This is a genomic window from Shigella sp. SIG6, assembly GCF_053555815.1.
The window spans coordinates 1-24,206 of the sequence record NZ_JBQZXC010000002.1 but is presented as its reverse complement, the minus strand read 5'-3'; the positions used below and the strand labels follow the sequence as shown (position 1 = coordinate 24,206).

The window sequence follows — 24,206 nt, the reverse complement described above, 5'->3', positions numbered from 1 at the left end:
TTGCCGTATCATAATGTTTCAGATTGTTCATTATGTTTTTGATTATAAACAGATTTGTGATTTTCCTTGTTCCAGCTTGTTTCACGTTGTAGCCCTTTGTGCAACGATCGGTGTAGTTAATGGTGTAGTTAATTGTGATGACCGGAATCAAAATTATGAGCAGAGCACTTAACAAACTGAGCGATACACAGCTGAGGAAAATCAACGGCACACCCGCCCAAAAAACAGCCTTTCTTAATGACGGTGGAAACCTGAGCGTCAGGCATTCAACCAGTGGCCTTTTAACCTGGTATTTCACTTACAGGGCCGGAACGGGAAGGGGGGCACCACCGGAACGCATTAAGCTGGGAAATTATCCTGATCTGAGCCTGAAATCAGCCAGGGAAAAAGCCGCCCAGTGTCGCGCATGGCTGGCAGAGGGGAAAAATCCACGTCATGAGCTTAATTACACCGTACAGGAAGCGTTAAAGCCGGTAACGGTTGGCGATGCGCTCACCTACTGGCTTGAGTCGTACGCAAAGGAAAACCGCGTGGATTATGCCGCCCTGAAAAAGCGCCTTAATAATCACGTAATACAGCACATTGGTGCTATGCCGCTGGATAAATGCGAGCTACGGCACTGGCTGGCCTGTTTTGACCAGGTGGTAAAGCGAACGCCTGTTACTGCCGGATTCTTGCTACAGACGTGCAAACAGGCGCTTAAGTTCTGCCGGAGGCGGCGCTATGCAATCAGCAACGTTCTTGATGATATGAGTGTGGCGGACGTTGGGAAAAAACCGGATATAAGTGAGCGTGTCTTAAGCACCAAAGAACTGGGCGAATTATTGCAGGCACTGGACAAAAAAATATTCTCCCCCTACTACATCGCGTTAATCCGCCTCCTGATTGTGTTCGGATGCCGGACGGTAGAACTGAGGTTATCGGAGATCAGCGAGTGGGATTTTACCGAAATGCTCTGGACCGTGCCGAAAGAACACAGCAAAACGAAGGTGGCAATATTCCGGCCCATACCGGAAGCAATACTGCCGTTCGTCACGCAGCTGGTGGAGCAGAACAGGCACACGGGCTTATTGCTGGGGGAAGTGAAACAGGAAACAAGCGTGTCGCAGTACGGCAGATTAGCGCACAGGAGGCTAAATCACCCTCACTGGTCACTACATGACATCCGGCGCACCTTTACAACGATGCTGAACGATTTAGGCGTGGATCCTCACGTCGTGGAGCAGCTTACAGGCCACCAGATGCCAGGAATGCAGCGAGTTTATAATCATTCCCGTTATCTGGATGCTAAACGCAATGCGCTGGATATGTGGACGGAGCGGTTAGGGATACTGGCGGGAACACATGAAAACGTAACCACGCTACCAGTAGCCAGAAGAAAATAATTTTTTTCGTGTTTTTTCAGTATGCGCATACTGGATATGCGAACAGATACAACGTGCAACAATGAGCAACAATGCGGAACAACTACGAACAAGAGGCGAAAAAGCGTACAGATTTATAAGTAGCTGATTTTTAATGTATCACTGGTTTTTTATACACTAGCGAATCACTCTTTAAATAGCGAGAAAAAAGGCATGAAACAATATTTTATGCCTTTGTATTAACATGAATTTAAATGATTTTATCCTGATTATTCCTCTTTCTGTAAACCATACGGCCTCAACATTTGCCAACTCTGAATCATCCTGACACAATCAGACACATCCCAACGCAATAGAACACGAAATAACTCTTTAAGAAACGAAAGGGGGCAATAGTGTTAAGCACTGATCGGTTTATACGTGAAAAAGAATGCGAAAAGCTAACAGGCCTTAGCCGCTCATGCCGCTACCGCCTGGAAAAGGCCGGACAATTCCCATCACGTCGTAAACTTGGCGGTCGTTCCGTTGGCTGGTCTTTATCCGAGGTTCTGGCCTGGAAGGATAGCTGCAAGGCAGTTCATTAATCACGCTGGCGGCACGCAGCCGCCACACATCAATCATCTGAACACAGAGCTATAACCATGAAGATTGAATATACGCCAGAACGTGGGCGGGGATTCGTTCGCCCTGGTGAAACTGGAAAACCACAAAATTGGGGTTTTTCAGGCATAAAAAAAGCGGCCCCGAAATGGAGCCGCCTTTCTGAACAGATAACCCGCTGCGCCGTTTGTGTGTGTGATCCCAAACATAAGCACGGGGATGATAGCCGCTATCAGGCTGGTGGGCAATGCAATCAGTCTGGTTCAGTGCGTTGCCATAACTGCGAAGTTCTCTCCTTTGATGAGTATTCTTTAAGGTACTTCTCAAGGGCAAAAGAACACGGCGCGAATCGTTCTGATTCATGCTCTTTCTTTCTGCGTCGTCTTTTTTGTGCAGGTGATGTTTTTTCGGTTGATTCTTCGTTGGTCATTGTGTGCGCCTGTAAAGCAATGCGCCGTAGTACCTCACACCACGGCGCTGATAGTTTTTATCCTTTGGGTTCTATGCCGCGTTGCTGTAATTCTTTGCGGATTATTCGCTTTATCCAGGCAGCAAGAGAATCATCGCCGTCCTGTTGTTGTGCCTTTTCCATCTTTTCCCGTAAGTCAGGATCTAAACGGAACTGGAACGGAGGATTACCACGCCTTTCGTTTTTGTGTGTTGACACGTTAATTACACCTCATGTAGTGTATTTATGTGTAATGACACATTACACACAATCAACACAAAAAGCAAAGCCCCGCACTGTAGGAGCAGTAACGGGGCTTCTAACCAACAACGTAAACTAGGAGCCGTTATGGTTGCCGTAAATCATATACCACACCTTGTACACACACAAACGGCCTTTGTGTGGCGTTTTCTGGCACTGAGTGCCGGAGAATCCCAAATCATCCACGTAACCGCTTGGACGGAACGCGAAGCGCGTAGCCGTTGCCCGTCCGGTTGTGTTGCTGTATTCGCCGCCCGTATTCGTCAGGGGGAAACCTATGCACAATAAAACCACACCGAACGCAGCAGCCGCCGCACTCACTACGCTGATGCACGCGCTTATTGATATTGAATGCACGGCAGAGCTTGCGCAGGGAGAAGAACAGAAAGACCGGACACAGTTCGCCCTGGAATGTATCCGATACATCGCAACGCGGTCACTGAATGACGCTAAAAATATTCTTGTTGCCGATTGTGAAAATGGGGGGGGTTATGCGTGATGATCGTTTTAATTCCCTGAAACAGGAATTTTCCGGCGTTCCTGATGATGCGGCTGATGCGCTTTCGTCAATGCCAGAACTTATTAGAGCGGCTTTTTTCTTACTTTCCACGAGAGAATATAAATCAACGGGGATTAATATGCGTGATATTTACCACGAAACAATAGACCGCGCATTTCTTGCACTTTCTCACAGTGAAAACATGCTGGAAATATTGCGCATATGGCTTGAAACACTTGGCGACAATGAACGCGACAAACAAAAATCAAGAATTGCCACGGCATTAATAACGCTTCTTGAGCCTGTAATAATGGAACTGCAAGAAATAGATCTATTGCACGACAGATATAAAGAACAGCACACCGGAGAATAAAAATAATGAAACTTAAATATTCTGGCTTAACTGCTAGTGGCAACACTCACCCTAAATTTACGCGCGGTGATATTTACCGCGACCAGTACGGCGGTATGGTAACGATTAAAGGCGTGGCAGAACGGCGCATCACCTACCGCCGTGAAGGTTACGAATATGATTGCGTGATGCCTGTTTATCAATTCCGGCGTGATTTCACGCTGGTACAGGCAGCGCCCCGCAGTAAACCAACCAGCAGGGAGAAAGCACGCGCCAATATTCAGGAAATAAAAAAGATGCTTAACGTATTCAGGGGTAAAAAATGAAACTGGCACCGAACGTAAAAAAACAGCCACGCGGAATAAAACACAAAGACACAGAGGTAATTATCTTTGCGGGTAGTGATGCCTGGTCGCACGCGAAACAATGGCAGGAGCAGGATGGCCCCGCATCCGGCGATAATGTGCCGCCTGTGTGGCTTGGGCCAAATCAGCTTGCCGAACTTGATGCACTGAAAATTGTTCCGGATGGAAAAAAACGCGTAAGGCTGTACCAGGCCGGAGAACTGGATTTGGTGGAGACCAAAAAGATTGGTCAGAAGCTGGCGGCGGCAGATATTCAGGACGCAAATTTTTACCCCGAAGGAATGCACGTCCAGAAGTGTGAAAACTGGCGGCGCTATCTGAATGCTGAGCGTGAAAATATTGCCGCAGGGCTTACCATGCCGGAGCAGAAAAATACGCAACTGGCACAAATGGCAGACAGTGAGCGCGCGCAGCTGCTTGCCGAGCGCTTTGATGGCGTTTGTGTGCATCAGGAAAGTGAAATCGTTCACGTATGGCGCGGCGGGGTATGGTGTCCGGTCAGCACAATGGAACTTAGCCGCGAAATGGTGGCGATCTATTCAGAGCACAGGGCCACTTTCAGCAAGCGCGTAATCAATAACGCCGTGGAAGCGTTAAAAGTTATTGCCGAACCAATGGGCGAGCCGTCCGGCGATTTGCTGCCGTTCGCCAATGGTGCGCTTGACCTGAAAACGGGGGAATTTTCCCCGCACACGCCGGAGAACTGGATCACCACGCACAACGGCATTGAGTACACGCCACCAGCACCAGGGGAGAACATCCGCGATAACGCGCTAAACTTTCATAAATGGCTTGAGCACGCAGCCGGAAAAGACCAGCGCAACAAGATGATGCGTATATGTGCCGCGCTGTACATGATTATGGCGAACCGGTACGACTGGCAGATGTTTATTGAGGCCACCGGAGACGGCGGGAGCGGTAAAAGTACATTCACACACATAGCCAGCCTTCTGGCAGGGAAACAGAACACGGTAAGCGCTGAAATGACATCGCTTGATGATGCTGGTGGACGTGCGCAGGTTGTCGGGAGTCGTCTTATCGTCCTAGCTGACCAGCCGAAATATACAGGCGAAGGAACGGGCATCAAGAAAATCACGGGCGGTGACCCCGTGGAAATTAACCCGAAATACGAAAAGCGTTTCACGGCTGTAATCAGGGCGGTGGTGCTGGCGACCAACAATAACCCGATGATATTCACCGAACGGGCCGGAGGTGTGGCACGTCGTCGCGTGATTTTCCGTTTCGACAATATCGTTAGTGAGGCCGAAAAAGACAGGGAGCTACCGGAAAAGATTGCGGCTGAAATCCCTGTCATTATCCGCCGATTGCTGGCGAACTTTACCGACTCTGAGAAAGCACGGGCTTTACTACTGGAACAGCGTGACGGTGATGAAGCTTTGGCAATAAAGCAACAGACGGATCCGGTTATTGAGTTTTGCCAGTTCCTGAATTTTCTGGAGGAAGCACGCGGCCTGATGATGGGCGGCGGTGGCGATTCAGTGAAGTACACGACCAGAAACAGCCTTTACCGCGTCTATCTGGCGTTTATGGCGTACGCAGGCAGGAGCAAACCGCTAAACGTAAATGACTTTGGCAAGGCTATGAAGCCAGCCGCGAAAGTTTACGGACATGAATATATTACGCGGAAAGTTAAGGGAGTAACGCAGACTAACGCAATAACAACAGACGAGTGCGACGCGTTTTTATAATTTTTTGTAATTGCTGTCTACCCTGTCTACCTGAGTAAAGAAAAATACATTTAATTCAGTGCATTAAGTTAGGTAGATAGCCTTTTTTTACTGTCTACCCACTATCTACCCTCTCTACCTGATTTTACCTGAATCAGACAGGGAGGTAGACACGGGGTAGATAGTGGATAAAAGCACTCTACCCCGCTGAAAGCAGCGCCATTACTGGCATGAGGGCCACTAAGGTAGATAAGGTAGATAAGGTAGATAAGGTAGACAAGGGGAGGCACAACTCAAAACTTTTTAAACGAGGGGGTAAAAATAAATATGCACACTTCAGGGAAATTTAATAAATCACTCAAAAAACGCAGAGACAGAACAGAACCGAAATATCGCGCGTTAGACATGACAGAGCACGCTTTAAAGGTGGCAATCAGAACGATAGACCGCCACGCGGGGGAAGGATACGCGAAAGCACATCCCGAACTGATAAGCGCATTCATGACCACGACGGCGGCAAATTTTGCCACGCTGACAGAGCGGGAGATTGCCGAAGCGGAACAAGTAACAACAATCAACGTTAAAACCGGAGAGGAGGAATCATGAGCGAACCAAAATTTGGTGAAAAATTTTACAAGCACAACGGACGGATCACGATTCTGCAAATAAGCGCAGCTACACCAGGCTGGTGGGTTGAAACAGACGAAGGATCCTCACCCGTGGCATCATGGGCGCTTTGTGTGCTTAGTTACCCTGACCGCGATGTGTATCAGGATATTCTGCCTGTGATATCCACTGACAAAGGCATGAAACCCGTAGACATCAAAAACATGGGGTTTCAGTGCGTAATGCTCACTGAAAAAATGATGGAAGAGATGAAAAAGAACAATGCCGGATCGCTTCACTGAGGTGGCAATATGACAGCACAAATTGCAGCTTACGGGCGGCTGGTGGGCGACCCGCTGGTAAAACAGAGCAGCAAGGGCACACCGGAGCCGCCAACGGAGAACTACGCAGACCTGAGAAATGCAGTAAATCGCACTTACGCAGACATGGGGCTGAGCAAATTAGCAGAGTAGGAATATCAGAACCACACCACGCAGCCGGAGCAATCCGGCTTTTTTTGCGTCATTTGAAACGGTATGGAGCACTACTGGCTTTTCGTCACGGTCCGGCATAGTTACTATCTGAAACAAACAGACACAACAGAGGAAAACGCAATGCCGATGAAATTTGATGAGATACTTAAACAGCGTGATAAATACCATGCTGACAACATGGAGACGATGAATATCACTGATTACCGCGCATTTCTGGAAACGGGGGCGCTGATTGAAAAGGATCATCATGGTTTTGTTCGTTGCGCGCTATCCGGTGAAATGCTGGCAGTAAATCCTGAACAGACAGATGCATTGATAGAATTTCTGAAAGGGATCAGAGACTGAGCACCCATACAGCACATACAGCCGGAGCAATCCGGCTTTTTGTTATTTTTTGTAAATTATTTGTTCGTGGTTGTTCCACGTTGTTCACTGAGCGGATCGGCATATTTTACCCGAACTGAATCATGATTATTCTCGCCCGTGGTGCCAGGACGCTGGGGCCACTTTCCCGCCTGTTAATGTGCTCGCCAATATTCATTACCAGGCGGGAAAACGATCGGTGCGATTACTGATTTCCTTATGAAAAACGGTTGAGTGTTTGCCGCGTCCTGGAGTTCCTTACTTAACCCCAGGACTTTTTTTATGCAGAGAATAATCGAATTACGCCAGCAGAAAACCGCCATTAAAAATCAGATGCGCGACATGCTGGAGAACGCTGAAAAAGAAAACCGCAGTCTTAACGATGCTGAGGGCGCAAAATTTGACGAATTACGCGCTAAAGCTGAATCCCTCGCTAAAGACATTTCCCGCCTTGAAGCCATTGCAGACGAAGAGCGCAGCAAGCCAGGTAAAAGCAGCCAGACCACTGACCCCGCAGAACTACGCAACTACATTCTGACCGGTGAAACCCGCGCATTAAGTACAGGCGTTCCCGCTGATGGTGGTTATACCGTTATCCCTGAACTGAACACCGAAATCATGCGAATGCTGGCGGATGAATCCACCATGCGCCGCATCTGTACCGTGAAGAAAATCAGCAGCAACGAGTTTAAGCAGCTTGTTTCCGCTGGCGGTGCGACCGTTAACCACGGTGAAGAGGGTAAGGCACGCGAACAGACCAGCACCCCGCAGATTAACGAGGTGAGCATTAAGCTGTATCCGGTCTATGCGTACCCGCGCACCACACAGGAAATCGTGGATTTTTCCGATGTGGACATCCTTTCATGGCTGACGGGTGAGATTGGCGACACCTTCACGGAAACCGAAGAAAGCGATCTGGTTGTGGGCGACGGTGACAAAAAAGCAAAAGGTTTTTTATCCGTACCCCGTGCAGAGAAGAACGACAAAGAGCGTGATTTTGGTACGTTGCAGGTAATTAAACCTTCCGAATCTCTGGCGTGGACATCTGCGGACCCGCTGATCGACCTGAAATTTGCATTACGTAAAAAATACCGCAAAAACACGGTCTGGGTGGTTAACTCCACGACGGCGGCAAAACTTCAGAAGGTGAAGAACGCGAACGGTGATTATATCTGGCGCGACCGTTTACAGGCGGGTGATCCTGATACGTTGCTGGGCCTTCCGGTCGAATATCTGGAGTTTATGCCTGATAACGTTATTGCCCTGGGTGACTTCAAACGCGGTTACTACATTGTTGATCACGAAACAGGTGTTCGCACCAGACCGGACAACCTGACAGAACCAGGATTCATCAAAATTTTCACGCAAAAATATTTAGGCGGTGGCGTGGTGGATTCGAACGCGATCAAGATTCTGGAACTGCCGGAAGACGACGATTAACAGCATACAGAAGGGGCTAAAAAGCCCCTTTAGTGTTTTATGGGTGAAAAAATTATGAAGAGTATGGAAATCCGGTCATCGGAAATCACCACCAGCGGAGCCGGCACGCTGACGGGCTACGTTGTTCGCTGGGATAAGCTTTCAGAACTGTTATGGGGTGAGTTTTACGAAAAATTCCAGCGGGGGGCGTTTACTGAATGGCTTGCGGCGGGTAATGACGTTCGCGGCCTGTATGAGCATGACCACAGCATGTTACTGGGGCGCACCCGTTCCGGCACGCTGAAACTGGAAGAGGACGAAACAGGGTTACGCTTTGAACTGACCCCACCGGATACCAGTACAGGGCGCGACGTTATCGAACTGGTTAAGCGTGGGGACATCTCGGGGATGAGCTTTGGCTTTCGCTCCCGTAAGGATGTATGGGATACCACAACAGATCCATGCGTGCGCACCGTGCTGGTGGCGGAACTGTACGAAATTACCGTTACATCGGTACCGGCTTACCCCGATTCCGGCGTGGAGCTGGCCCGCCGTTCCCTGTATGAGCAGCACCCCGAAAAAATGCCGCGTGCGGATAATCGCCGCTGGTGGGCGGATTTAGCGGGGGTGTGATATGTGGCCTTTCAGACGAAAAAAAGAGCAGCGCAGCATGACGCTTGATGAATTTATGGCGCTGGCCGGCACATCGAACACGGGGGCGGGTGAGTACGTATCATCTGGGACAGCGGAATCACTCCCCGCCGTCATGAACGCCGTCACGGTCATCTCTGAGGCGGTGGCTACCATGCCGTGTTACCTGTACCTGGTACGCAATGAGAAGGGGAAGGAGGCCCGCGAATGGCTTGATTCTCATCCGGTCGATCACATCCTCAACGAGCGCCCGAACGCGTGGCAGACACCCTACCAGTTTAAGCGAATGATGATCCGCCACTGCCTGTTAAGTGGTAATGCTTATGCGGTTATTCAGTGGGGGCGTGATGGTTTTCCGGCGGCTTTACATCCTTACCCGCCGCAGTCGGTGAACGTGGAGCAGACAGGTGATCATAACTGGCGCTACTGCATCACTGACGCCTACACCGGAAACACCCGCAACTATTTACCGTGGGAGGTTCTCCACCTTCGTTACTCCACGGATGACGGTTTTATGGGGCGCTCACCTGTAACCATCTGCCGCGAATCGCTGGGGCTTGGGCTGGCCCAACAACGCCACGGCGCGAGCGTGATGCGTGATGGCATGATGGCGGCAGGGGTTATCACGTCAGGCGAATGGCTGGACGGCGTGAAGGGCAAACAGGCATTAGCCGCACTGGAACGCTACAAAGGGGCCAGAAACGCCGGAAAAACGCCCATCCTTGAAGGGGGGATGAGCTATCAGCAGCTGGGCATGAGTAATCAGGATGCCGAATGGCTGGCCTCCCGTCGCTTCACCATTGAAGACATCGCCCGAATGTTCAATGTCTCGCCGATTTTTTTGCAGGAATACAGCAACAGCACCTACAGCAACTTCAGCGAGGCAAGCCGCGCATTTCTCACCATGACGATGCGCCCGTGGCTGGCGAACTTTGAGCAGCAGATAAAAAACGCCTTGCTGGTGGCCTCGCCTGTACCTGGTATCCGGTATCAGGTGGAGTTTGACAGCGCGGACCTGTTACGGGCCACACCTGGCGAACGCTTTGCCACCTATGAGCGCGGCATAAAATCCGGCGTTATGTGTCCGAACGAAGCCCGCGAACGTGAAGGGCTGTCACCGCGTGATGGTGGTGATGAGTTCAGCCAGGCATGGAAACAGGAAGTAAAAATCAGCGAGGGAGAAAAACCGGAATGAACATAGGGCGACTGCGTGACAGGATAACGATTCAGACCCTGAAACAGACCAGGGATATAACCGGCGAAATACTCGAAACGTGGGAGGACGGTCACACACTCTGGGCAAGCGTGAACATGGTCAGCAGCAAGGAGGCCATTTCATCGGGCGCAGAGCTGGCGATTGGTACCGTAAGGATCTGGATACGGTACCGGAAGGACATCAACGCCACCAGCCGGATAAAGGTCAGTACGGGGCCGCTGGCGGGGCGTGTACTGAATATCATCGGGCAGCCGCTGCCGGATGCCGCCAGGACACGCCTTGAAATTCTTTGTCGTGAGGGCGCGGAAAAATGACAGAAGAACTTATCACCCTGGAAGAAGTGAAACTCCATTGCCGCATCGATGGCGACGATGAAGACCAGTTAATCAGCGGATACATTGCCGCATCGCTTGAGGCGTGCCAGATACACATAGGCAGGCGCTTTGATGACGGGCTGGCGTTCACGCCAGCCATAAAGATTGGCTGCATGATGTTTATCGCTCACCTGTATGAAAATCGCCAGATTGTCGCGGATAACGCAAAAACACGCGTACCCATGACGATAGGCGCACTCTGGACGGCTTACCGTGATGTGGGGGTGTACTGATGCCGTGGCAACCATTAAGACGATGCACAGAACCAGGCTGTAACAGGCGCGTTAAATCCGGCAAGTGTGAGGAGCACAGGCGGGCGGCATGGCGTGCAGAGGATGCCAGACGAGGACACCGCCGCGCGCGTGGATATTCCAGACAGTGGGACAAATACCGCGCCATGTATCTGAGTAAAAACCCGTTATGCGTGCGATGCCTTGAGAAGGGGATATATACGCCCGCCGTGGTGGTGGATCACATTATCCCGATTAATGGCGGTGATGATGTTCTCTTCTGGCCCGAATGGAACCATCAACCATTGTGCCAGGCGTGTCATAACCAGAAAACGAAATGGCTTGATCCGGCAACAAAAAGCAAGCGTGCCGCAGGTGGATTTCGTGAAGAGGAAGAACGGGCTGCTAACCGCAATAACTGGATGTATGACGCTGATGAATGAGCGGGAACAAAACCGCCTTATCCGTGGACTTATAAGGCAGCGTGACGCATGGAAGACACAGGAAACAGGGCATAAAGATAAAGCGTCAGGACGCGCAGAACGCATCACAGCGAAGCGATTAACCGACCGTGACCGCGAGGTTATGGAATGTTTCCGCAATCGCTGATGAGGCTGTATGATGGGGTGGGGGGCGTTTTCAGGACAAACCCGACCCCGCCGGGCACCGAACGCCTCCCCAAATTTTTATGCACGGGAATTTTTTGAAAAATAATCTGACGAAAAATAAGCATGGCAAGACCACCGAAAGCCCCCGCCTACCTGGATGATATCGCCGTGAAGCAGTGGCGGGAAAAATCGCGGCAGCTTGCGGAACGGGGAGACCTGACCCCCGCCGACTGGAGCAATCTGGAACTGTATTGCGTCAACTACTCCATTTACCGGAAAGCCGTTGCAGACCTTGCGGCGCGCGGGTTCAGCATTGTTAACAGTCAGGGCGGCGAGAGCAGAAACCCCGCATTAAGCGCAAAATCCGACGCTGAAAGAGTGATGATAAAAATGGCCTCCTTGCTCGGTTTTGACCCGATAAGCCGCCGTAAAAATCCACCGGAAACAGAAGAAGAGGACGAGCTTGACTGCCTGGAATAAGTACGCAGAAGACGTAAAAACGGGCAAAATTCCGGCCTGTAAACGGTTAAAACAGGCTGTTAAACGGTACTTTTCGGACCTTAAAAGCCCCCTTTACACGTTCGATCGTGAGGTTGTGGAGCGGTTTATTGCCTTTTCCAGGGTGTGCCCGCACGTAAAAGGACCGATGCGTGGCAGACCCATTGAGCTGGAGCCGTGGCAGCAGTTCGCCTTTGCGTGCATCCTCGGCTTTAAGGTTAAGGCCACCGGACGGCGCAAATACACGAGCGCCTTTATCGAAGTGCCGCGCAAAAATGCGAAATCCACGACCGCCGCGATTCTGGCTAACTGGTTTCTGATTATGGAGAACGGTCAGCAGGATATCTACACCGCAGCGGTGAGCCGTGACCAGGCGCGGATCGTGTTTGATGATGCGCGTCAGATGTGCCTTTTATCCCGACCGTTACGCAGGCGGGTGAATATTCAGACGCATAAGGTGATACACCCGAAAAGCAACAGCCTGTTAAAGCCGCTGGCAGCAAAAGCGGCAACCATCGAGGGGACAAACCCCAGTCTTTCCATCGTGGACTAATACCACCTACACCCCGATAACGGCGTTTATTCCGCGCTTGAGCTGGGGATGGGCGCACGTCCCGAAGGGCTGTTATTTGCCATTACCACATCGGGCAGTAACGTCGTTTCAGCCTGTAAACAGCACTATGATTATTGCTGCCAGATCCTGGACGGCGAAGAGGTCAACGATTCAATTTTTGTACTGATTTACGAACTGGACGACGAAAACGAGGTTGATGATCCGGCGATGTGGATAAAGGCGAACCCTAATATTGATGTTTCCGTGGATCGTGAAAAACTGGCCTCAACCATCCAGAAAGCGCGGGGTATTCCGTCGCAGTGGGTGGAGATGATGACAAAGCGATTTAATATCTGGTGTCAGGGGACTACCCCGTGGATGGGTAATGGTGCATGGGCTGAGTGTGCCGGAACGTTCACGGAGGAAGATTTACACGGTCAGGAGTGTTACGCGGGGCTGGACTTATCATCAACCAGCGATATTTCCAGCGTATGCTATGCCTTTCCGGTCGGTAAAACCATTATGCTGATTTCCCGTCATTATCTGCCGGAGTTCCAGCTACAGAACCCCGCCAATAAAAACCGCGCTGTCTATCGCCAGTGGGCTAAAGCGGGCTGGATACGCACAACGCCAGGTGACTGCATTGATTACGACCGGATCAGAGATGACATCATGCAGGATGCGGAGAAATTTAATATCAGGCTGGTGGGCTTTGATACGTGGAACGCCACGCATCTCAGGACGCAATTACAGGGGGCTGGTTTTGAGGTGGAGCCGTTCCCGCAAACCTACCTCAGATTCAGTCCGGCGGCGAAATCGTTCGAAGTTTTTGTTAACCGCAGGGTGATTGTGCATCGTGGCGATCCGGTGTTGTCCTGGTCGATGAGTAACGTCGTGATGCAGAGTGACGCGAACGCCAATATCAAGCCGAACAAGAAAAAATCACCGAACAAGATAGACCCGAGCGTAGCGGTGCTGATGGCGTTTGGTACATTCCAGGCAGAGCATGAGGCTTTTGCTTTTGATATAAGCGACAGCCACCGCCAGAAACTGGAAGAATTTAGCGGGGTGTAATGAGGTCAGCAGCATGACAGAAGCCGAAATACTGCGATTAATCCGCCGCGTCTCTGGAATCAGCCAGCAGGCTGACGAACAGACCACGCAGCCGGACAGCGTGACAGCCGAAAATTATGCGCGTGTTGTTGCTGAGGTGATGCGCCGTGATGGTATCCAGCTTAATGATGCGGATATGCGCGACATACGGATCCGCGTTCTGGAAATGCTGGCCTACAATCGCCGCGTTGAACTGTATCGGGAGAAGGAGAAAATCACGTACCACTGGAAGAAGCCGGAGCGGTTACGGCGGTAACTCACTGAGATTAAAGCAAAGCGCAAAATTGCGCTGGCTACATCCCTCACATCTGAGGACTGTTAACCAGCAGGCCGGAATATATTCACAAACTACGAAATTTTCGCAGTTTAATTACTCGTCAGCTTAATCGCTAACCCGCTCTGATATTTTCGGAAACCTCAATTTGAGGAAGTCGGCGAGGTAACTGTTTGATATTCCCGATAGCGCAAAAATGCGCGGTCGGGCAGAATGACCACCACCTCAATCGTGACGGAGAGTGACAACCAGTGACACACCGTGACAAAAAGACGGTTTAACCGTTCATTAAAAATCGACGTGATTTTGTGCTTTCCGGATGACGTGGCCAACGTCATTTTTTAGCGAAAAATTCTGATTAAGGTCACTGGCTGAACGGTCATAATGACCACGCAGACCATCGAGGCAACCATAGCGATCATCGTTACGGTTGGAGCTTTTCCGCCATTGGTGGAAAAGGTGCACATCTGGATCATCATTACGGTGATCAAGGGTATGTAAAACCCACCAGCCTGATTAAAGGTTAACCGGAAAAAAAATCCGGTAGCCCCGTTATGGGGATCCCCATATCGACATTAACGCCCCTCATGAATTGGTGCGCTTCCCCCTGGAAAGATTACCCGCCTGTATATTTCTTGTGTCTATTTGTTCCACGTTGTTTCATACAGTGCACCGAACGGTGTAGTTAATGGTGTAGTCAATTTGCGATTTTTGGCACTTTTTCAATGAAAATTGTTTAATCGAATCAATGGCTTGACTTGACTTGACTTGATGTAGTGATAAAAGGACATATTTATTCATCTTTCGGCGCAGAATGCTGGCGACCAAAAATCACCTCCATCCGCGCACCGCCCAGCATGCTCTCTCCGGCGACGATTTTACCCTCATATTGCTCGGTGATTTCGCGGGCTACCGCCAGCCCTACACCTTGCCCAGGGCGTAAAGTATCAACCCGTTGACCACGGTCGAAAATGATCTCTCGCTTGCTTAATGGAATACCGGGGCCATCATCCTCGACCACAATATAGAGATGCTCGTCGGTTTGCCTTGCAGAAATTTCGACAAACTCGAGGCAATATTTACAGGCATTATCCAGCACGTTGCCCATCACCTCGACAAAATCGTTCTGCTCACCGACAAAGCTGATCTCTGGCGAAATATCGAGAGAGATATTGACCCCTTTGCGTTGATACACTTTGTTCAGCGCTGAGGTGAGATTGTCCAGCAGTGGGGCGACCGGATGCAGCTCGCGGCTGAGCAATGTCCCGCCGCGCATACTGGCACGATGCAGGTAGTAGCCAATTTGCTGTGAAATGCGGCTGATTTGCTCCAGCATTACCGGCTCAGCATCACTGACGCTCATCTTTTCACTACGCAGAGAACGCAGCGTACTTTGCAGCACCGCCAGTGGCGTTTTCAGACTATGGGTCAGGTCGGTGAGCGTCGTACGGTATTTGTCGTAACGTTCGCGTTCACTTTTTAACAATCGGTTCAGGTTTCGTACCAGACTGGTCAGTTCTCGCGTTGTGGCTGGATTGAGCAATTCGCGGTTATGTTCTTCCAGTTCGCGGACTTCTTTTGCCAGGGCTTCGATGGGGCGTAAACTCCACCAGGCGGCGACCCACAGCAGCGGGATCACTAACAGCAGATTGGCTGAGAGCACATAGATAAACCAGCTCCAGACCATATAGGAACTTTTTAGCTCCACCGGAATGGTATCCACCACCACAATGGTTAATTTTGGCATCCGCGATGTTGCCGGGTAGACGTTTACCGCCACCGAGTGGGTCATCTCCGCGTCGTCATCATCTTCCCGCACTTCCTGCAACTGTTGCTGTATCGAATGATCTCCACTCAGCAAGAGGCTGGTATCGTTAACATCCGCTTCAATTTCATGAAAACCATTCGATTTCAGCCAGTCAGGCTGGATCATTTTCATCAGCCAGGGCACGTCACGTTGCGCCCATAAAAGCTGCCCGTTCTCATCATAAATTAGCGTCATGGTGGGGCTTTGCTTGTCGATATTTTCGGGTAACTCGACATGCAACTTATTGTTTTCCCACTGCGCAAGGGTATAGAACAGATTGCTCTCGCCACGTAACAGCCGAAACGTAGTTTTATCGAAACTGACGCTATAACCGATCAGCGCGACCATTCCGTAGGCAAGCGAAAGCACCAGTACTACCGCTGCCGTTGCCAACAGAAAACGTACCCGCAGCGAGAGCGGGAAAAAAAGACGCAGTAATTTTTTCATCAGCGCAATTCGAACAGGTAGCCCTGGCCGCGAACGGTGGTAATGACTTCTTGCGGATATTGTGCCTGAATTTTTTTGCGCAGACGTCCCATCAGTACATCAATGGTATGGCTTTCCCGCAGCTCCGCATCCGGATAGAGTTGTAGCATTAACGAATCTTTGCTGACCACTTTGCCATTATTGCGTATCAACGTTTCCATAATGGTGTATTCGAACGCGGTCAGTTTGATCACTTCGTCATTAATAGATAATTCACGGCGAGAGAGATCAACCTGAAACGGGGGGAGCGAAATGACCTGTGAAGCCAGACCGCTATTACGCCGCATTAATGCCTGCATTCGCGCCATCACCTCTTCAATATGAAACGGTTTAGTCACGTAATCATCAGCACCGGCACTTAATACTTCGACTTTGTCCTGCCAGCTTTCACGGGCGGTTAATACCAGAATCGGCAGTGAAACATCGTTGCTACGCCAGCGGCGAATCAGTGACAGACCGTCCTCGTCAGGCAATCCGAGATCGACAATCGCAATATCCGGTAAATGTTCATTGAGATAATAATCGGCTTCTTTGGCATCTTCTGCGTCATCGACCTGATGACCAGCATCCTGAATCTGAACTTTAAGGTGGTGACGTAACAACGCGTTGTCTTCAACAACCAGTACGCGCATTTTTATTTCTCCCTGTCTTAATTATTAAAATAGTGTAACGCGATTATGTGTTTATGGGGGTAAACATTAAATAAACCAGCGGGGAGGGGAGGTAAAGTGAAAAAAGAAAAAGTGGATAATCTTAATAAGCAGGCCGGACAGCATCGCCATCCGGCACTGATTTGAGGCTTATTTCAGCTCATCAACCATCGTGATAGCTCGACCAATATAGTTAGCCGGCGTCATCGCTTTCAGGCGGGCTTTCTCTTCTTCTGGCAACGCCAGACCATCGATAAACTGCTTCATGCCTTCGGCGTCAACGCGCTTACCGCGAGTAAGCTCTTTCAGCTTCTCGTACGGTTTTTCGATGCCATAGCGACGCATAACTGTCTGGATTGGTTCTGCCAGCACTTCCCAGTTGTGATCCAGCTCATCCAGCAGATGGTCACGGTTCACTTCCAGTTTGCTCACGCCTTTCAGGGTGGATTGATACGCAATCAGCGCATAACCGATACCCACGCCGAGGTTACGCAGCACGGTGGAGTCGGTCAGGTCACGCTGCCAGCGGGAAACCGGCAGTTTGCTTGCCAGATGCTGCAATACCGCGTTGGAAAGGCCCAGATTCCCTTCGGAGTTTTCGAAGTCGATCGGGTTAACTTTATGCGGCATGGTGGAAGAACCAATCTCACCAGCAATGGTTTTCTGTTTGAAGTGGTTAAGGGCGATATAACCCCAGACGTCACGGTCAAAGTCGATCAGAATGGTGTTGAAGCGCGCAACGCAATCAAACAGTTCGGCAATGTAGTCGTGCGGTTCAATCTGGGTAGTGTACGGGTTCCATTGAATACCCAGCGAGGTGACGAACTCTTCGCTGAACTGATGCCAGTCAACTTCCGGGTAAGCGGCGATGTGGGCGTTATAGTTACCGACCGCGCCGTTGATTTTGCCGAGGATCTCCACCTGGTTAAGCTGGCGGTGCTGGCGCTCCATACGGTAGGCGACGTTTGCCATCTCTTTACCGATGGTTGACGGCGTGGCTGGCTGACCGTGGGTACGAGACAGCAGCGGGATATCGCGGTACTGAACGGCGAGATCTTTAATGCCATCAATCAGTTGACGCCAGTACGGCAGGATCACTTCATCACGCGCGGTTTTCAGCATTAATGCGTGGGAGAGGTTATTGATATCTTCCGAAGTACAGGCAAAGTGGATGAATTCAGAAACCGCGTGCAGTTCCGGGATCTCCGCCACTTTTTCTTTCAGGAAATACTCAACCGCTTTAACGTCGTGGTTAGTGGTACGCTCGATGGTTTTGATGAGTGCGGCATCTTCTTCGCTGAAATTGGCGACAATTGCATCAAGGTAACCGATTGCGTCGGCAGCAAAAGCAGGAACTTCCTTGATCGCTGCGTGCGCGGCCAGTTTTTGCAGCCAACGTACTTCAACTTGTACACGGAATTTCAGCAAACCATATTCGCTGAAAATCCCGCGCAGCGCGCTGACTTTATCGCCGTAGCGTCCATCGACAGGGGAAACGGCGGTCAGTGAGGATAATTCCATAGATCACAACTCCGGGGTTAAATGAGCAAGAATTTGTTTTGCCTGAGTGGTCAGGCGATTACGAGAAAACATCAGTTGTAGACGTCCGCCGCCGACCTGGTGCCAGAGCACGGCGGCGCGAATGCCTGCCAGCAGGGTTGCGCGAACTTTCGCCTGCACTTGTGGGCTTTGCAGTACAGCAGGGGAACCGGTGACCTGAATGCGCGGGCCAAGCGGGCTGATCACATCAACATAGATAGCAGCCATCGCGCTCATCAGCGTTTCGGACTGTAAATCGAAGTGTTCGAGCTGGCGTTGCAGGCCGTTGATCCGGTTGCCCAGAGTGTCGAGCGCGCCTTTCGCTGAGGAGAGTTTGCGCTCAAGCACCATCAAGCTGAGTGTGTAGCGGGTTAATTCGGCGTTTAAGCCCTGGCAACTGCTGGCATTGAGCACGCCGAGCAGGGTTTCCAGCCCGACGCGCAGGTTGGCTTCGCTACCGCCAAAAACCGCCAGCGTCGAGCTGGGGTTCATATCAATAATACTGTTGAGTGAGACGTGTAGCGCATCGGCATCACAATGCCCCTGGTGAGCGAGTTGTTGCACCAGGCGTGCCGACTGACAAATACCGGCCAGGGCGAGGGTGATGTCATAGTAATTCTTTGCCACGTTCACTGCTTCCTTGTTTTAAGTAAAGATAATAATCAGACCGGTAGCGGCAGACGCTGCTCAATAATACCGCCACCGAGGCACACTTCACCGTTATAGAAGACGGCAGACTGGCCCGGCGTCACGGCGGCAACCGGCTCATCGAAAATCACTTTAATGCGATCGTCGTCCAGCGCCTTGACGGTGCACGGAATGTCGGTCTGGCGATAGCGGGTTTTTACCGTGCAACGCATAGTGCCGGTGAATGGTTCGCGATCGACCCAGTGCAGCTGCTGGGCAATCAACCCGACAGACATCAGCCGCGGGTGTTCATGGCCCTGAGCGACAACCAGAATGTTGTTTTCGACGTCTTTGTCCACCACATACCACGGTTCTTCGGTGCCTTCTTTGGTGCCACCGATACCCAGACCTTTACGCTGACCGAGAGTGTGATACATCAGCCCCTGGTGCTCACCAATTTCATCGCCATCGACGGTAATGATTTTGCCCGGTTGCGCCGGGAGATAACGGCCCAGGAACTCGCGGAATTTACGTTCGCCAATGAAGCAAATGCCGGTAGAGTCTTTTTTCTTCGCGGTGACCAGACCAAGATCTTCAGCAATCTTACGCACCTGCGGTTTTTCCAGTTCGCCGACCGGGAACAGGCTTTGCGCAATCTGCTCATGGCTGAGCGTATAAAGGAAGTAGCTCTGGTCTTTATTGCTGTCCAGACCACGCAGCAGGCGGCTCTTGCCATCGACATCGGCCCGACGTACGTAATGACCGGTAGCGATATAATCGGCACCTAAATCTTCGGCGGCAAATTCGAGGAAGGCTTTAAATTTGATCTCCTTGTTGCACAGAATATCCGGATTCGGCGTGCGACCGGCTTTATATTCGGCAAGGAACAGTTTGAAGACGTTGTCCCAGTACTCGGCAGCAAAGTTAACGGTGTGCAGTTCAATGCCGAGCTTGTCGCAGACCGCCTGGGCATCAGCCAGATCCGCTGCCGCTGTGCAATATTCCTCACCGTCGTCTTCTTCCCAGTTCTTCATAAACAGGCCTTCGACCTGATATCCCTGTTGTTGCAACAGCCAGGCAGAAACGGAGGAATCGACACCGCCGGACATGCCGACGATTACTTTTTTTGCGGTTTCAGACATTGGATCACTCACGACATTGAACTTCAAGGCGGCGTATTCTATCACGCAGCCTTTTAGATGACACCCTTTGTAAAAGGCCAGTTAAAATCGCCAATCATCTCCAGCGGATAACGTTGCCCGCTTTGATAACAACGAATACTTTCCGCCACCAGCGGCGAACGAAGATTTGACGCCTGTAAAATTTCTTCGGCGCTGACCCAACGGCAGCAGTCGATATCGCTGTCATGAGGCTGGGTCGGGCATATTTGCTCAAGCTCAATGGCAAAGAGGAAACGCAAAAACGGCGTTTTATCTGGCGCAATCCACTGATGCATACGAATAAAGTGTTGCGGCTGCGCGCTGATGCCGGTTTCTTCCCACAGTTCACGGGCGGCGGCTTCCACTAAGGTTTCATCGGCTTCCAGATGCACGGCAGGTTGGTTCCATAACGCTTTACCATTAATCGTCTCTTCAACGACTAAAAATTTGCCTTCTGCGTGCACCACGCAAGCAACGGTAACGTGCGGTTTAAACATTTTGCATCCTTAATCTGTCACTTCTCGCCATTCGCCATTGGCAAGATTATCCAAAGAGTAATCTCCCATCGCATAGCGAATCAGTCGCAGCGTGGGGAAACCAACATGGGCGGTCATGCGGCGCACCTGGCGATTACGTCCTTCATATAAGGTGATCTTCAGCCAGCTGGTGGGAATACTTTTGCGTTCACGAATTGGTGGATTCCGCGGCCATAACCACGCGGGTTCGTCAACCAGCTCCGCGCCTGCGGGCAGGGTAGGGCCATCATTTAAGGTTACGCCATTGCGCAAGGCTTCAAGTGCGTCTTGTGTGGGAATACCTTCCACCTGCACATAATAGATTTTTCCGGTGCGTTTACCCGGCTGGGTTAAACGCGCCTGCAACGCGCCGTTATTGGTCAGCACCAGCAACCCTTCGCTATCGCGGTCAAGGCGACCTGCTGCATAAACGCCCTGAACCGGGATGAATTCTTTTAATGTTTTGCGTCCGGCTTCATCGGTGAACTGCGGAAGAACATCGTAGGGTTTATTGAAGAGGATCACACGCGTGGGCTGGTTTTCATGTTTACGCCTGGTAGAACGTTGCGAGCTGAATCGCTTAACCTGGTGATTTCTAAAAGAAGTTTTTTGCATGGTATTTTCAGAGATTATGAATTGCCGCATTATAGCCTAATAATGCGCATCTTTCATGACGGCAAACAATAGGGTAGTATTGACAAGTCAATTACAAATCATTAACAAAAAATTGCTCTAAAGCATCCGTATCGCAGGACGCAAACGCATATGCAACGTGGTGGCAGACGAGCAAACCAGTAGCGCTCGAAGGAGAGGTGAATGGAAAGTAAAGTAGTTGTTCCGGCACAAGGCAAGAAGATCACCCTGCAAAACGGCAAACTCAACGTTCCTGAAAATCCGATTATCCCTTACATTGAAGGTGATGGAATCGGTGTAGATGTAACCCCAGCCATGCTGAAAGTGGTCGACGCTGCAGTCGAGAAAGCCTATAAAGGCGAGCGTAAAATCTCCTGGATGGAAATTTACACCGGTGAAAAATCCACACAGGTTTATGGTCAGGATGTCTGGCTGCCTGCTGAAACCCTTGATCTGATTCGTGAATATCGCGTTGCCATTAAAGGCCCGCTGACCACTCCGGTTGGTGGCGGTATTCGTTCTCTCAACGTTGCCCTGCGTCAGGAACTGGATCTCTACATCTGCCTGCGTCCGGTACGTTACTATCAGGGCACTCCAAGCCCGGTTAAACACCCTGAACTGACCGATATGGTTATCTTCCGTGAAAACTCGGAAGACATTTATGCGGGTATCGAATGGAAAGCTGACTCTGCCGACGCCGAGAAAGTGATTAAATTCCTGCGTGAAGAGATGGGCGTGAAGAAAATTCGCTTCCCGGAACATTGCGGTATCGGTATTAAGCCGTGTTCTGAAGAAGGCACCAAACGTCTGGTTCGTGCAGCGATCGAATACGCAATTGCTAACGATCGTGACTCTGTGACCTTGGTGCACAAAGGCAACATCATGAAGTTCACCGAAGGCGCGTTTAAAGACTGGGGCTACCAGCTGGCGCGTGAAGAATTTGGCGGTGAACTGATCGACGGCGGCCCGTGGCTGAAAGTTAAAAACCCGAATACCGGCAAAGAGATCGTCATTAAAGACGTGATTGCTGATGCATTCCTGCAACAGATCCTGCTGCGTCCGGCTGAATATGATGTTATCGCCTGTATGAACCTGAACGGTGACTACATTTCTGACGCTCTGGCAGCGCAGGTTGGCGGTATCGGTATCGCCCCTGGAGCAAACATCGGTGACGAATGCGCCCTGTTTGAAGCCACCCACGGTACTGCGCCGAAATACGCCGGTCAGGACAAAGTAAACCCTGGCTCTATTATTCTCTCCGCTGAGATGATGTTACGCCATATGGGCTGGACTGAAGCCGCAGACCTGATTGTTAAAGGTATGGAAGGCGCGATCAACGCCAAGACCGTAACCTATGACTTCGAGCGTCTGATGGAAGGCGCTAAACTGCTGAAATGTTCAGAGTTTGGTGATGCGATCATCAAGAATATGTAATCACTACATGTGTTAAATATTTAAACGGGCGTATAACACGCCCGTTGTTTTATTTATGTGGATATTATTAATAGCATATCGAGCATATTTTTATAATACAACTCTTATGCAAACATTTATTTGTTATTTCGCTTTCTCCTGAAGGACACTCTTGACTGCTTTTGAGTAAACTCCATAAATTCTTGTTGAATGGTGCAATGTTATAAATAGTAATAGGATATTCTTTTTCCTTAAGGATAATACCAAGCTTAACCGGTGTAAATATCCTTCCAGGAGGAAGAAATATAGTAGATTGATACCAGATGATCATTTTCATATCACCCCATATGGCTGAAAAAGATATGCCGCATGTAGGTTGAATTACCGTGTCAATTACTACCCACTTCATTTGTTATGTCTTATCCCACGGTATTTAATATAGTTCATTTGGATGTTCATTTCTTTATTTTGCATATGAGTATATTACCCCTTCAAAAAATAAATTAATTAAAACGATTGCTTATATAAAACAAAATTTAAAGCAAGGAATCTCAATGGATGTTAAACAAAATGAGATTTAGTGAAAACAATAAATTATTCACTTCGTTTTAGATTTGTTTAGCTATAATGTTATACATTCAAATGACTGAACATCCTGTAATTAAAACATAGCCTTTATGCTACTTGGTGCCAATTTGCTAAACATTATGGTTGCCTTTTTATATAACGATAATAATGAATATAAACATGACATGAGAATAAGGTTTCAATTTTTGAGTTATATAGGAAAGGTTTAACCTGTTCCTGGCTAAAATACATATAACTGGATGATGACTAAACCAAAACACATATGCGTTAAGTATTGAAACGAGCGTATGGCACACCCGTTGTTTTTATAAATATATTAACCGTTATAAAATAACGTATAAAAAGTCAAGTGATCACATTTCAAATATCAATTTGATAGTATGGGCCTGGTGATTATTTATGGGTAGCAATAAAAGGACAGTATTTATCATCCATAGGGATAGTCTCTGTACTTTTATTCCCATTATGCTAATGCCTTACTGAATTATGAAGCATTTCTTAAGCATCCAACTTTAGCTAGATTAATGGTTTATTATTTTCTACATCTTCAATATATAAAAGCGTATTATCAATGGCGTAGTAACTGCGTTTGTTATGATTAACATCAGTAACCCAACGGAAAACGCCCGCGCCTGCTAGTGTTGAACAGTATTCCCGAAATGTAGATTTTCCGCAAATATGAAGCAATGCGGCCTCTTTTATTTTAGCAGGGTTCTTGGTCGTACTAACTTTTAACAGGTTCCTGGTTCCTCTTAATAACAAAACCGTGTCATCGTGAGTAATAATTCTGATGTTATCCGTAGCCAGATAAT

34 protein-coding genes and 2 pseudogenes are annotated in these 24,206 nt (G+C 49.6%); 23 read left to right on the top strand and 13 right to left on the bottom strand.

Annotated features, from left to right (window positions below; all coding sequences use genetic code 11):
* Positions 1-155: 155 nt before the first annotated feature.
* Together ACUU1M_RS00650 and ACUU1M_RS00645 are read left to right on the top strand one after the other, a co-directional pair.
* Positions 156-1,385 (top strand): tyrosine-type recombinase/integrase, encoded by a 1,230-nt coding sequence (locus tag ACUU1M_RS00650; RefSeq protein WP_000085260.1) that lies wholly within the window; start codon positions 156-158, stop codon positions 1,383-1,385.
* Between the two features lie 374 nt (positions 1,386-1,759).
* The gene (locus ACUU1M_RS00645; protein ID WP_000953271.1) at positions 1,760-1,948 is read left to right on the top strand and encodes a helix-turn-helix transcriptional regulator; all 189 of its coding nucleotides are present in this window, start codon (positions 1,760-1,762) and stop codon (positions 1,946-1,948) included.
* Between the two features lie 49 nt (positions 1,949-1,997).
* On the opposite strand, the gene ACUU1M_RS00640 is transcribed toward ACUU1M_RS00645, so the two are convergent.
* Both ACUU1M_RS00640 and ACUU1M_RS00635 read right to left on the bottom strand, forming a co-directional pair.
* Positions 1,998-2,327 (bottom strand): hypothetical protein, encoded by a 330-nt coding sequence (locus ACUU1M_RS00640; RefSeq protein WP_154074686.1) that lies wholly within the window; start codon positions 2,325-2,327, stop codon positions 1,998-2,000.
* A 124-nt stretch (positions 2,328-2,451) separates the two neighbouring features.
* Entirely contained in the window at positions 2,452-2,631 is a 180-nt protein-coding gene (locus tag ACUU1M_RS00635; protein WP_000103622.1) for a hypothetical protein, read from the bottom strand.
* A gap of 129 nt (positions 2,632-2,760) precedes the next feature.
* On the opposite strand from ACUU1M_RS00635, the gene ACUU1M_RS00630 reads away from it, so the two are divergent.
* The 20 genes and pseudogenes from ACUU1M_RS00630 to ACUU1M_RS00535 all read left to right on the top strand — a co-directional run bounded on the left by ACUU1M_RS00630 (position 2,761) and on the right by ACUU1M_RS00535 (position 13,958).
* Positions 2,761-2,961, top strand: a complete 201-nt coding sequence (locus ACUU1M_RS00630) for a host cell division inhibitor Icd-like protein (RefSeq protein ID WP_000226783.1) — start codon at positions 2,761-2,763, stop codon at positions 2,959-2,961.
* Positions 2,951-3,323 (top strand): annotated as a pseudogene (locus tag ACUU1M_RS00625) (hypothetical protein); the annotation flags it as partial. The gene ACUU1M_RS00630 and the pseudogene ACUU1M_RS00625, both read left to right, overlap by 11 nt.
* The gene (locus tag ACUU1M_RS00620; protein WP_001204964.1) at positions 3,312-3,545 is read left to right on the top strand and encodes a hypothetical protein; all 234 of its coding nucleotides are present in this window, start codon (positions 3,312-3,314) and stop codon (positions 3,543-3,545) included. The pseudogene ACUU1M_RS00625 and the gene ACUU1M_RS00620, both read left to right, overlap by 12 nt.
* A gap of 5 nt (positions 3,546-3,550) precedes the next feature.
* Positions 3,551-3,850 (top strand): DUF4222 domain-containing protein, encoded by a 300-nt coding sequence (locus ACUU1M_RS00615; protein ID WP_000770157.1) that lies wholly within the window; start codon positions 3,551-3,553, stop codon positions 3,848-3,850.
* Entirely contained in the window at positions 3,847-5,598 is a 1,752-nt protein-coding gene (locus tag ACUU1M_RS00610; protein WP_000761801.1) for a DNA primase family protein, read from the top strand. Before ACUU1M_RS00615 ends, ACUU1M_RS00610 begins: the two co-directional genes overlap by 4 nt.
* A gap of 306 nt (positions 5,599-5,904) precedes the next feature.
* Positions 5,905-6,183 (top strand): hypothetical protein, encoded by a 279-nt coding sequence (locus ACUU1M_RS00605; RefSeq protein WP_449144635.1) that lies wholly within the window; start codon positions 5,905-5,907, stop codon positions 6,181-6,183.
* Positions 6,180-6,485 (top strand): hypothetical protein, encoded by a 306-nt coding sequence (locus ACUU1M_RS00600; RefSeq protein ID WP_001294165.1) that lies wholly within the window; start codon positions 6,180-6,182, stop codon positions 6,483-6,485. Before ACUU1M_RS00605 ends, ACUU1M_RS00600 begins: the two co-directional genes overlap by 4 nt.
* A gap of 9 nt (positions 6,486-6,494) precedes the next feature.
* The gene (locus ACUU1M_RS00595; RefSeq protein WP_000126701.1) at positions 6,495-6,656 is read left to right on the top strand and encodes a PerC family transcriptional regulator; all 162 of its coding nucleotides are present in this window, start codon (positions 6,495-6,497) and stop codon (positions 6,654-6,656) included.
* The gene (locus ACUU1M_RS00590; protein ID WP_105322309.1) at positions 6,644-6,757 is read left to right on the top strand and encodes a trigger factor; all 114 of its coding nucleotides are present in this window, start codon (positions 6,644-6,646) and stop codon (positions 6,755-6,757) included. Before ACUU1M_RS00595 ends, ACUU1M_RS00590 begins: the two co-directional genes overlap by 13 nt.
* A gap of 40 nt (positions 6,758-6,797) precedes the next feature.
* Positions 6,798-7,022, top strand: coding sequence for a hypothetical protein (locus ACUU1M_RS00585; protein WP_001132078.1), 225 nt, complete (start codon positions 6,798-6,800; stop codon positions 7,020-7,022).
* Between the two features lie 300 nt (positions 7,023-7,322).
* Positions 7,323-8,480 carry a phage major capsid protein gene (locus tag ACUU1M_RS00580; protein ID WP_001188862.1) on the top strand — a complete coding sequence of 386 codons (1,158 nt, stop codon included), beginning with the start codon at positions 7,323-7,325 and terminating at the stop codon, positions 8,478-8,480.
* Positions 8,481-8,519: 39 nt separating this feature from the next.
* A complete protein-coding gene (locus tag ACUU1M_RS00575) occupies positions 8,520-9,092 on the top strand; it encodes an HK97 family phage prohead protease (RefSeq protein ID WP_000504054.1) in 573 nt (190 codons plus the stop codon).
* 1 nt (position 9,093) lies between these two features.
* Positions 9,094-10,305 carry a phage portal protein gene (locus ACUU1M_RS00570; RefSeq protein WP_000267610.1) on the top strand — a complete coding sequence of 404 codons (1,212 nt, stop codon included), beginning with the start codon at positions 9,094-9,096 and terminating at the stop codon, positions 10,303-10,305.
* Positions 10,302-10,640, top strand: coding sequence for a phage head closure protein (locus tag ACUU1M_RS00565; protein ID WP_001020662.1), 339 nt, complete (start codon positions 10,302-10,304; stop codon positions 10,638-10,640). The genes ACUU1M_RS00570 and ACUU1M_RS00565 overlap by 4 nt, the downstream gene beginning before the upstream one ends.
* Positions 10,637-10,933 carry a head-tail connector protein gene (locus tag ACUU1M_RS00560; protein ID WP_000134108.1) on the top strand — a complete coding sequence of 99 codons (297 nt, stop codon included), beginning with the start codon at positions 10,637-10,639 and terminating at the stop codon, positions 10,931-10,933. The genes ACUU1M_RS00565 and ACUU1M_RS00560 overlap by 4 nt, the downstream gene beginning before the upstream one ends.
* Positions 10,933-11,373 carry an HNH endonuclease signature motif containing protein gene (locus tag ACUU1M_RS00555; protein ID WP_001145905.1) on the top strand — a complete coding sequence of 147 codons (441 nt, stop codon included), beginning with the start codon at positions 10,933-10,935 and terminating at the stop codon, positions 11,371-11,373. Before ACUU1M_RS00560 ends, ACUU1M_RS00555 begins: the two co-directional genes overlap by 1 nt.
* A complete protein-coding gene (locus tag ACUU1M_RS00550; RefSeq protein ID WP_000174068.1) occupies positions 11,357-11,539 on the top strand; it encodes a hypothetical protein in 183 nt (60 codons plus the stop codon). The genes ACUU1M_RS00555 and ACUU1M_RS00550 overlap by 17 nt, the downstream gene beginning before the upstream one ends.
* Before the next feature lie 122 nt (positions 11,540-11,661).
* Positions 11,662-12,018 carry a phage terminase small subunit P27 family gene (locus tag ACUU1M_RS00545; protein ID WP_000113644.1) on the top strand — a complete coding sequence of 119 codons (357 nt, stop codon included), beginning with the start codon at positions 11,662-11,664 and terminating at the stop codon, positions 12,016-12,018.
* Positions 12,002-13,663 (top strand): annotated as a pseudogene (locus tag ACUU1M_RS00540) (terminase large subunit). Before ACUU1M_RS00545 ends, ACUU1M_RS00540 begins: the two are co-directional and overlap by 17 nt.
* 13 nt (positions 13,664-13,676) lie before the next feature.
* Positions 13,677-13,958 (top strand): hypothetical protein, encoded by a 282-nt coding sequence (locus ACUU1M_RS00535; RefSeq protein WP_000133415.1) that lies wholly within the window; start codon positions 13,677-13,679, stop codon positions 13,956-13,958.
* An 811-nt stretch (positions 13,959-14,769) separates the two neighbouring features.
* Here ACUU1M_RS00535 and phoQ read toward each other — a convergent pair.
* From phoQ to rluE, 7 genes are all read right to left on the bottom strand, one after another.
* Positions 14,770-16,230 carry a two-component system sensor histidine kinase PhoQ gene (phoQ, locus tag ACUU1M_RS00530; RefSeq protein ID WP_000735424.1) on the bottom strand — a complete coding sequence of 487 codons (1,461 nt, stop codon included), beginning with the start codon at positions 16,228-16,230 and terminating at the stop codon, positions 14,770-14,772.
* Positions 16,230-16,901 (bottom strand): two-component system response regulator PhoP, encoded by a 672-nt coding sequence (gene phoP, locus ACUU1M_RS00525; protein ID WP_001265481.1) that lies wholly within the window; start codon positions 16,899-16,901, stop codon positions 16,230-16,232. Before phoP ends, phoQ begins: the two co-directional genes overlap by 1 nt.
* 168 nt (positions 16,902-17,069) lie before the next feature.
* Entirely contained in the window at positions 17,070-18,440 is a 1,371-nt protein-coding gene (gene purB, locus ACUU1M_RS00520; protein WP_152028838.1) for an adenylosuccinate lyase, read from the bottom strand.
* A gap of 3 nt (positions 18,441-18,443) precedes the next feature.
* Positions 18,444-19,085: a high frequency lysogenization protein HflD gene (hflD, locus tag ACUU1M_RS00515; RefSeq protein ID WP_005047980.1), complete on the bottom strand. Its 642-nt coding sequence runs from the start codon at positions 19,083-19,085 to the stop codon at positions 18,444-18,446.
* Between the two features lie 35 nt (positions 19,086-19,120).
* Complete coding sequence (mnmA, locus tag ACUU1M_RS00510; RefSeq protein ID WP_005078934.1) at positions 19,121-20,227, bottom strand: tRNA 2-thiouridine(34) synthase MnmA; 1,107 nt, start codon at positions 20,225-20,227, stop codon at positions 19,121-19,123.
* Positions 20,228-20,280: 53 nt separating this feature from the next.
* The gene (gene nudJ / locus ACUU1M_RS00505) at positions 20,281-20,742 is read right to left on the bottom strand and encodes a phosphatase NudJ (protein ID WP_000476105.1); all 462 of its coding nucleotides are present in this window, start codon (positions 20,740-20,742) and stop codon (positions 20,281-20,283) included.
* Between the two features lie 9 nt (positions 20,743-20,751).
* Positions 20,752-21,405, bottom strand: coding sequence for a 23S rRNA pseudouridine(2457) synthase RluE (gene rluE, locus ACUU1M_RS00500; protein WP_001248669.1), 654 nt, complete (start codon positions 21,403-21,405; stop codon positions 20,752-20,754).
* A gap of 171 nt (positions 21,406-21,576) precedes the next feature.
* On the opposite strand from rluE, the gene icd reads away from it, so the two are divergent.
* Positions 21,577-22,827, top strand: a complete 1,251-nt coding sequence (icd, locus tag ACUU1M_RS00495; protein ID WP_000444487.1) for an NADP-dependent isocitrate dehydrogenase — start codon at positions 21,577-21,579, stop codon at positions 22,825-22,827.
* A 67-nt stretch (positions 22,828-22,894) separates the two neighbouring features.
* On the opposite strand, the gene iraM is transcribed toward icd, so the two are convergent.
* The 4 genes from iraM to ACUU1M_RS00475 form a co-directional block, all read right to left on the bottom strand.
* Complete coding sequence (gene iraM, locus ACUU1M_RS00490) at positions 22,895-23,215, bottom strand: anti-adapter protein IraM (protein WP_152028839.1); 321 nt, start codon at positions 23,213-23,215, stop codon at positions 22,895-22,897.
* A 252-nt stretch (positions 23,216-23,467) separates the two neighbouring features.
* Positions 23,468-23,512, bottom strand: a complete 45-nt coding sequence (locus ACUU1M_RS00485) for a hypothetical protein (protein ID WP_175057952.1) — start codon at positions 23,510-23,512, stop codon at positions 23,468-23,470.
* Between the two features lie 235 nt (positions 23,513-23,747).
* Positions 23,748-23,858: a protein YmgL gene (gene ymgL / locus ACUU1M_RS00480; protein WP_032157025.1), complete on the bottom strand. Its 111-nt coding sequence runs from the start codon at positions 23,856-23,858 to the stop codon at positions 23,748-23,750.
* Between the two features lie 52 nt (positions 23,859-23,910).
* Positions 23,911-24,206: DUF1398 family protein (locus ACUU1M_RS00475; protein ID WP_231239881.1), on the bottom strand; the 296-nt coding region annotated here is incomplete at its 5' end.

Bases quoted from the DNA above. Each gene is read 5' to 3' on its own strand.
- ACUU1M_RS00580 (WP_001188862.1), top strand. From the start codon at position 7,323: ATGCAGAGAATAATCGAATTACGCCAGCAGAAAACCGCCATTAAAAAT.
- ACUU1M_RS00615 (WP_000770157.1), top strand. From the start codon at position 3,551: ATGAAACTTAAATATTCTGGCTTAACTGCTAGTGGCAACACTCACCCT.
- ACUU1M_RS00610 (WP_000761801.1), top strand. From the start codon at position 3,847: ATGAAACTGGCACCGAACGTAAAAAAACAGCCACGCGGAATAAAACAC.
- ACUU1M_RS00535 (WP_000133415.1), top strand. From the start codon at position 13,677: ATGACAGAAGCCGAAATACTGCGATTAATCCGCCGCGTCTCTGGAATC.
- ACUU1M_RS00605 (WP_449144635.1), top strand. From the start codon at position 5,905: ATGCACACTTCAGGGAAATTTAATAAATCACTCAAAAAACGCAGAGAC.
- ACUU1M_RS00545 (WP_000113644.1), top strand. From the start codon at position 11,662: ATGGCAAGACCACCGAAAGCCCCCGCCTACCTGGATGATATCGCCGTG.
- ACUU1M_RS00555 (WP_001145905.1), top strand. From the start codon at position 10,933: ATGCCGTGGCAACCATTAAGACGATGCACAGAACCAGGCTGTAACAGG.
- icd (WP_000444487.1), top strand. From the start codon at position 21,577: ATGGAAAGTAAAGTAGTTGTTCCGGCACAAGGCAAGAAGATCACCCTG.
- ACUU1M_RS00550 (WP_000174068.1), top strand. From the start codon at position 11,357: ATGACGCTGATGAATGAGCGGGAACAAAACCGCCTTATCCGTGGACTT.
- mnmA (WP_005078934.1), bottom strand. From the start codon at position 20,227: ATGTCTGAAACCGCAAAAAAAGTAATCGTCGGCATGTCCGGCGGTGTC.
- ACUU1M_RS00620 (WP_001204964.1), top strand. From the start codon at position 3,312: ATGCGTGATATTTACCACGAAACAATAGACCGCGCATTTCTTGCACTT.
- nudJ (WP_000476105.1), bottom strand. From the start codon at position 20,742: ATGTTTAAACCGCACGTTACCGTTGCTTGCGTGGTGCACGCAGAAGGC.
- phoQ (WP_000735424.1), bottom strand. From the start codon at position 16,230: ATGAAAAAATTACTGCGTCTTTTTTTCCCGCTCTCGCTGCGGGTACGT.
- ACUU1M_RS00575 (WP_000504054.1), top strand. From the start codon at position 8,520: ATGGGTGAAAAAATTATGAAGAGTATGGAAATCCGGTCATCGGAAATC.
- ymgL (WP_032157025.1), bottom strand. From the start codon at position 23,858: ATGGGAATAAAAGTACAGAGACTATCCCTATGGATGATAAATACTGTC.
- ACUU1M_RS00595 (WP_000126701.1), top strand. From the start codon at position 6,495: ATGACAGCACAAATTGCAGCTTACGGGCGGCTGGTGGGCGACCCGCTG.
- ACUU1M_RS00560 (WP_000134108.1), top strand. From the start codon at position 10,637: ATGACAGAAGAACTTATCACCCTGGAAGAAGTGAAACTCCATTGCCGC.
- iraM (WP_152028839.1), bottom strand. From the start codon at position 23,215: ATGAAGTGGGTAGTAATTGACACGGTAATTCAACCTACATGCGGCATA.
- purB (WP_152028838.1), bottom strand. From the start codon at position 18,440: ATGGAATTATCCTCACTGACCGCCGTTTCCCCTGTCGATGGACGCTAC.
- ACUU1M_RS00585 (WP_001132078.1), top strand. From the start codon at position 6,798: ATGCCGATGAAATTTGATGAGATACTTAAACAGCGTGATAAATACCAT.
- ACUU1M_RS00650 (WP_000085260.1), top strand. From the start codon at position 156: ATGAGCAGAGCACTTAACAAACTGAGCGATACACAGCTGAGGAAAATC.
- phoP (WP_001265481.1), bottom strand. From the start codon at position 16,901: ATGCGCGTACTGGTTGTTGAAGACAACGCGTTGTTACGTCACCACCTT.
- ACUU1M_RS00630 (WP_000226783.1), top strand. From the start codon at position 2,761: ATGGTTGCCGTAAATCATATACCACACCTTGTACACACACAAACGGCC.
- ACUU1M_RS00600 (WP_001294165.1), top strand. From the start codon at position 6,180: ATGAGCGAACCAAAATTTGGTGAAAAATTTTACAAGCACAACGGACGG.
- ACUU1M_RS00570 (WP_000267610.1), top strand. From the start codon at position 9,094: ATGTGGCCTTTCAGACGAAAAAAAGAGCAGCGCAGCATGACGCTTGAT.
- ACUU1M_RS00640 (WP_154074686.1), bottom strand. From the start codon at position 2,327: ATGAATCAGAACGATTCGCGCCGTGTTCTTTTGCCCTTGAGAAGTACC.
- ACUU1M_RS00565 (WP_001020662.1), top strand. From the start codon at position 10,302: ATGAACATAGGGCGACTGCGTGACAGGATAACGATTCAGACCCTGAAA.
- rluE (WP_001248669.1), bottom strand. From the start codon at position 21,405: ATGCGGCAATTCATAATCTCTGAAAATACCATGCAAAAAACTTCTTTT.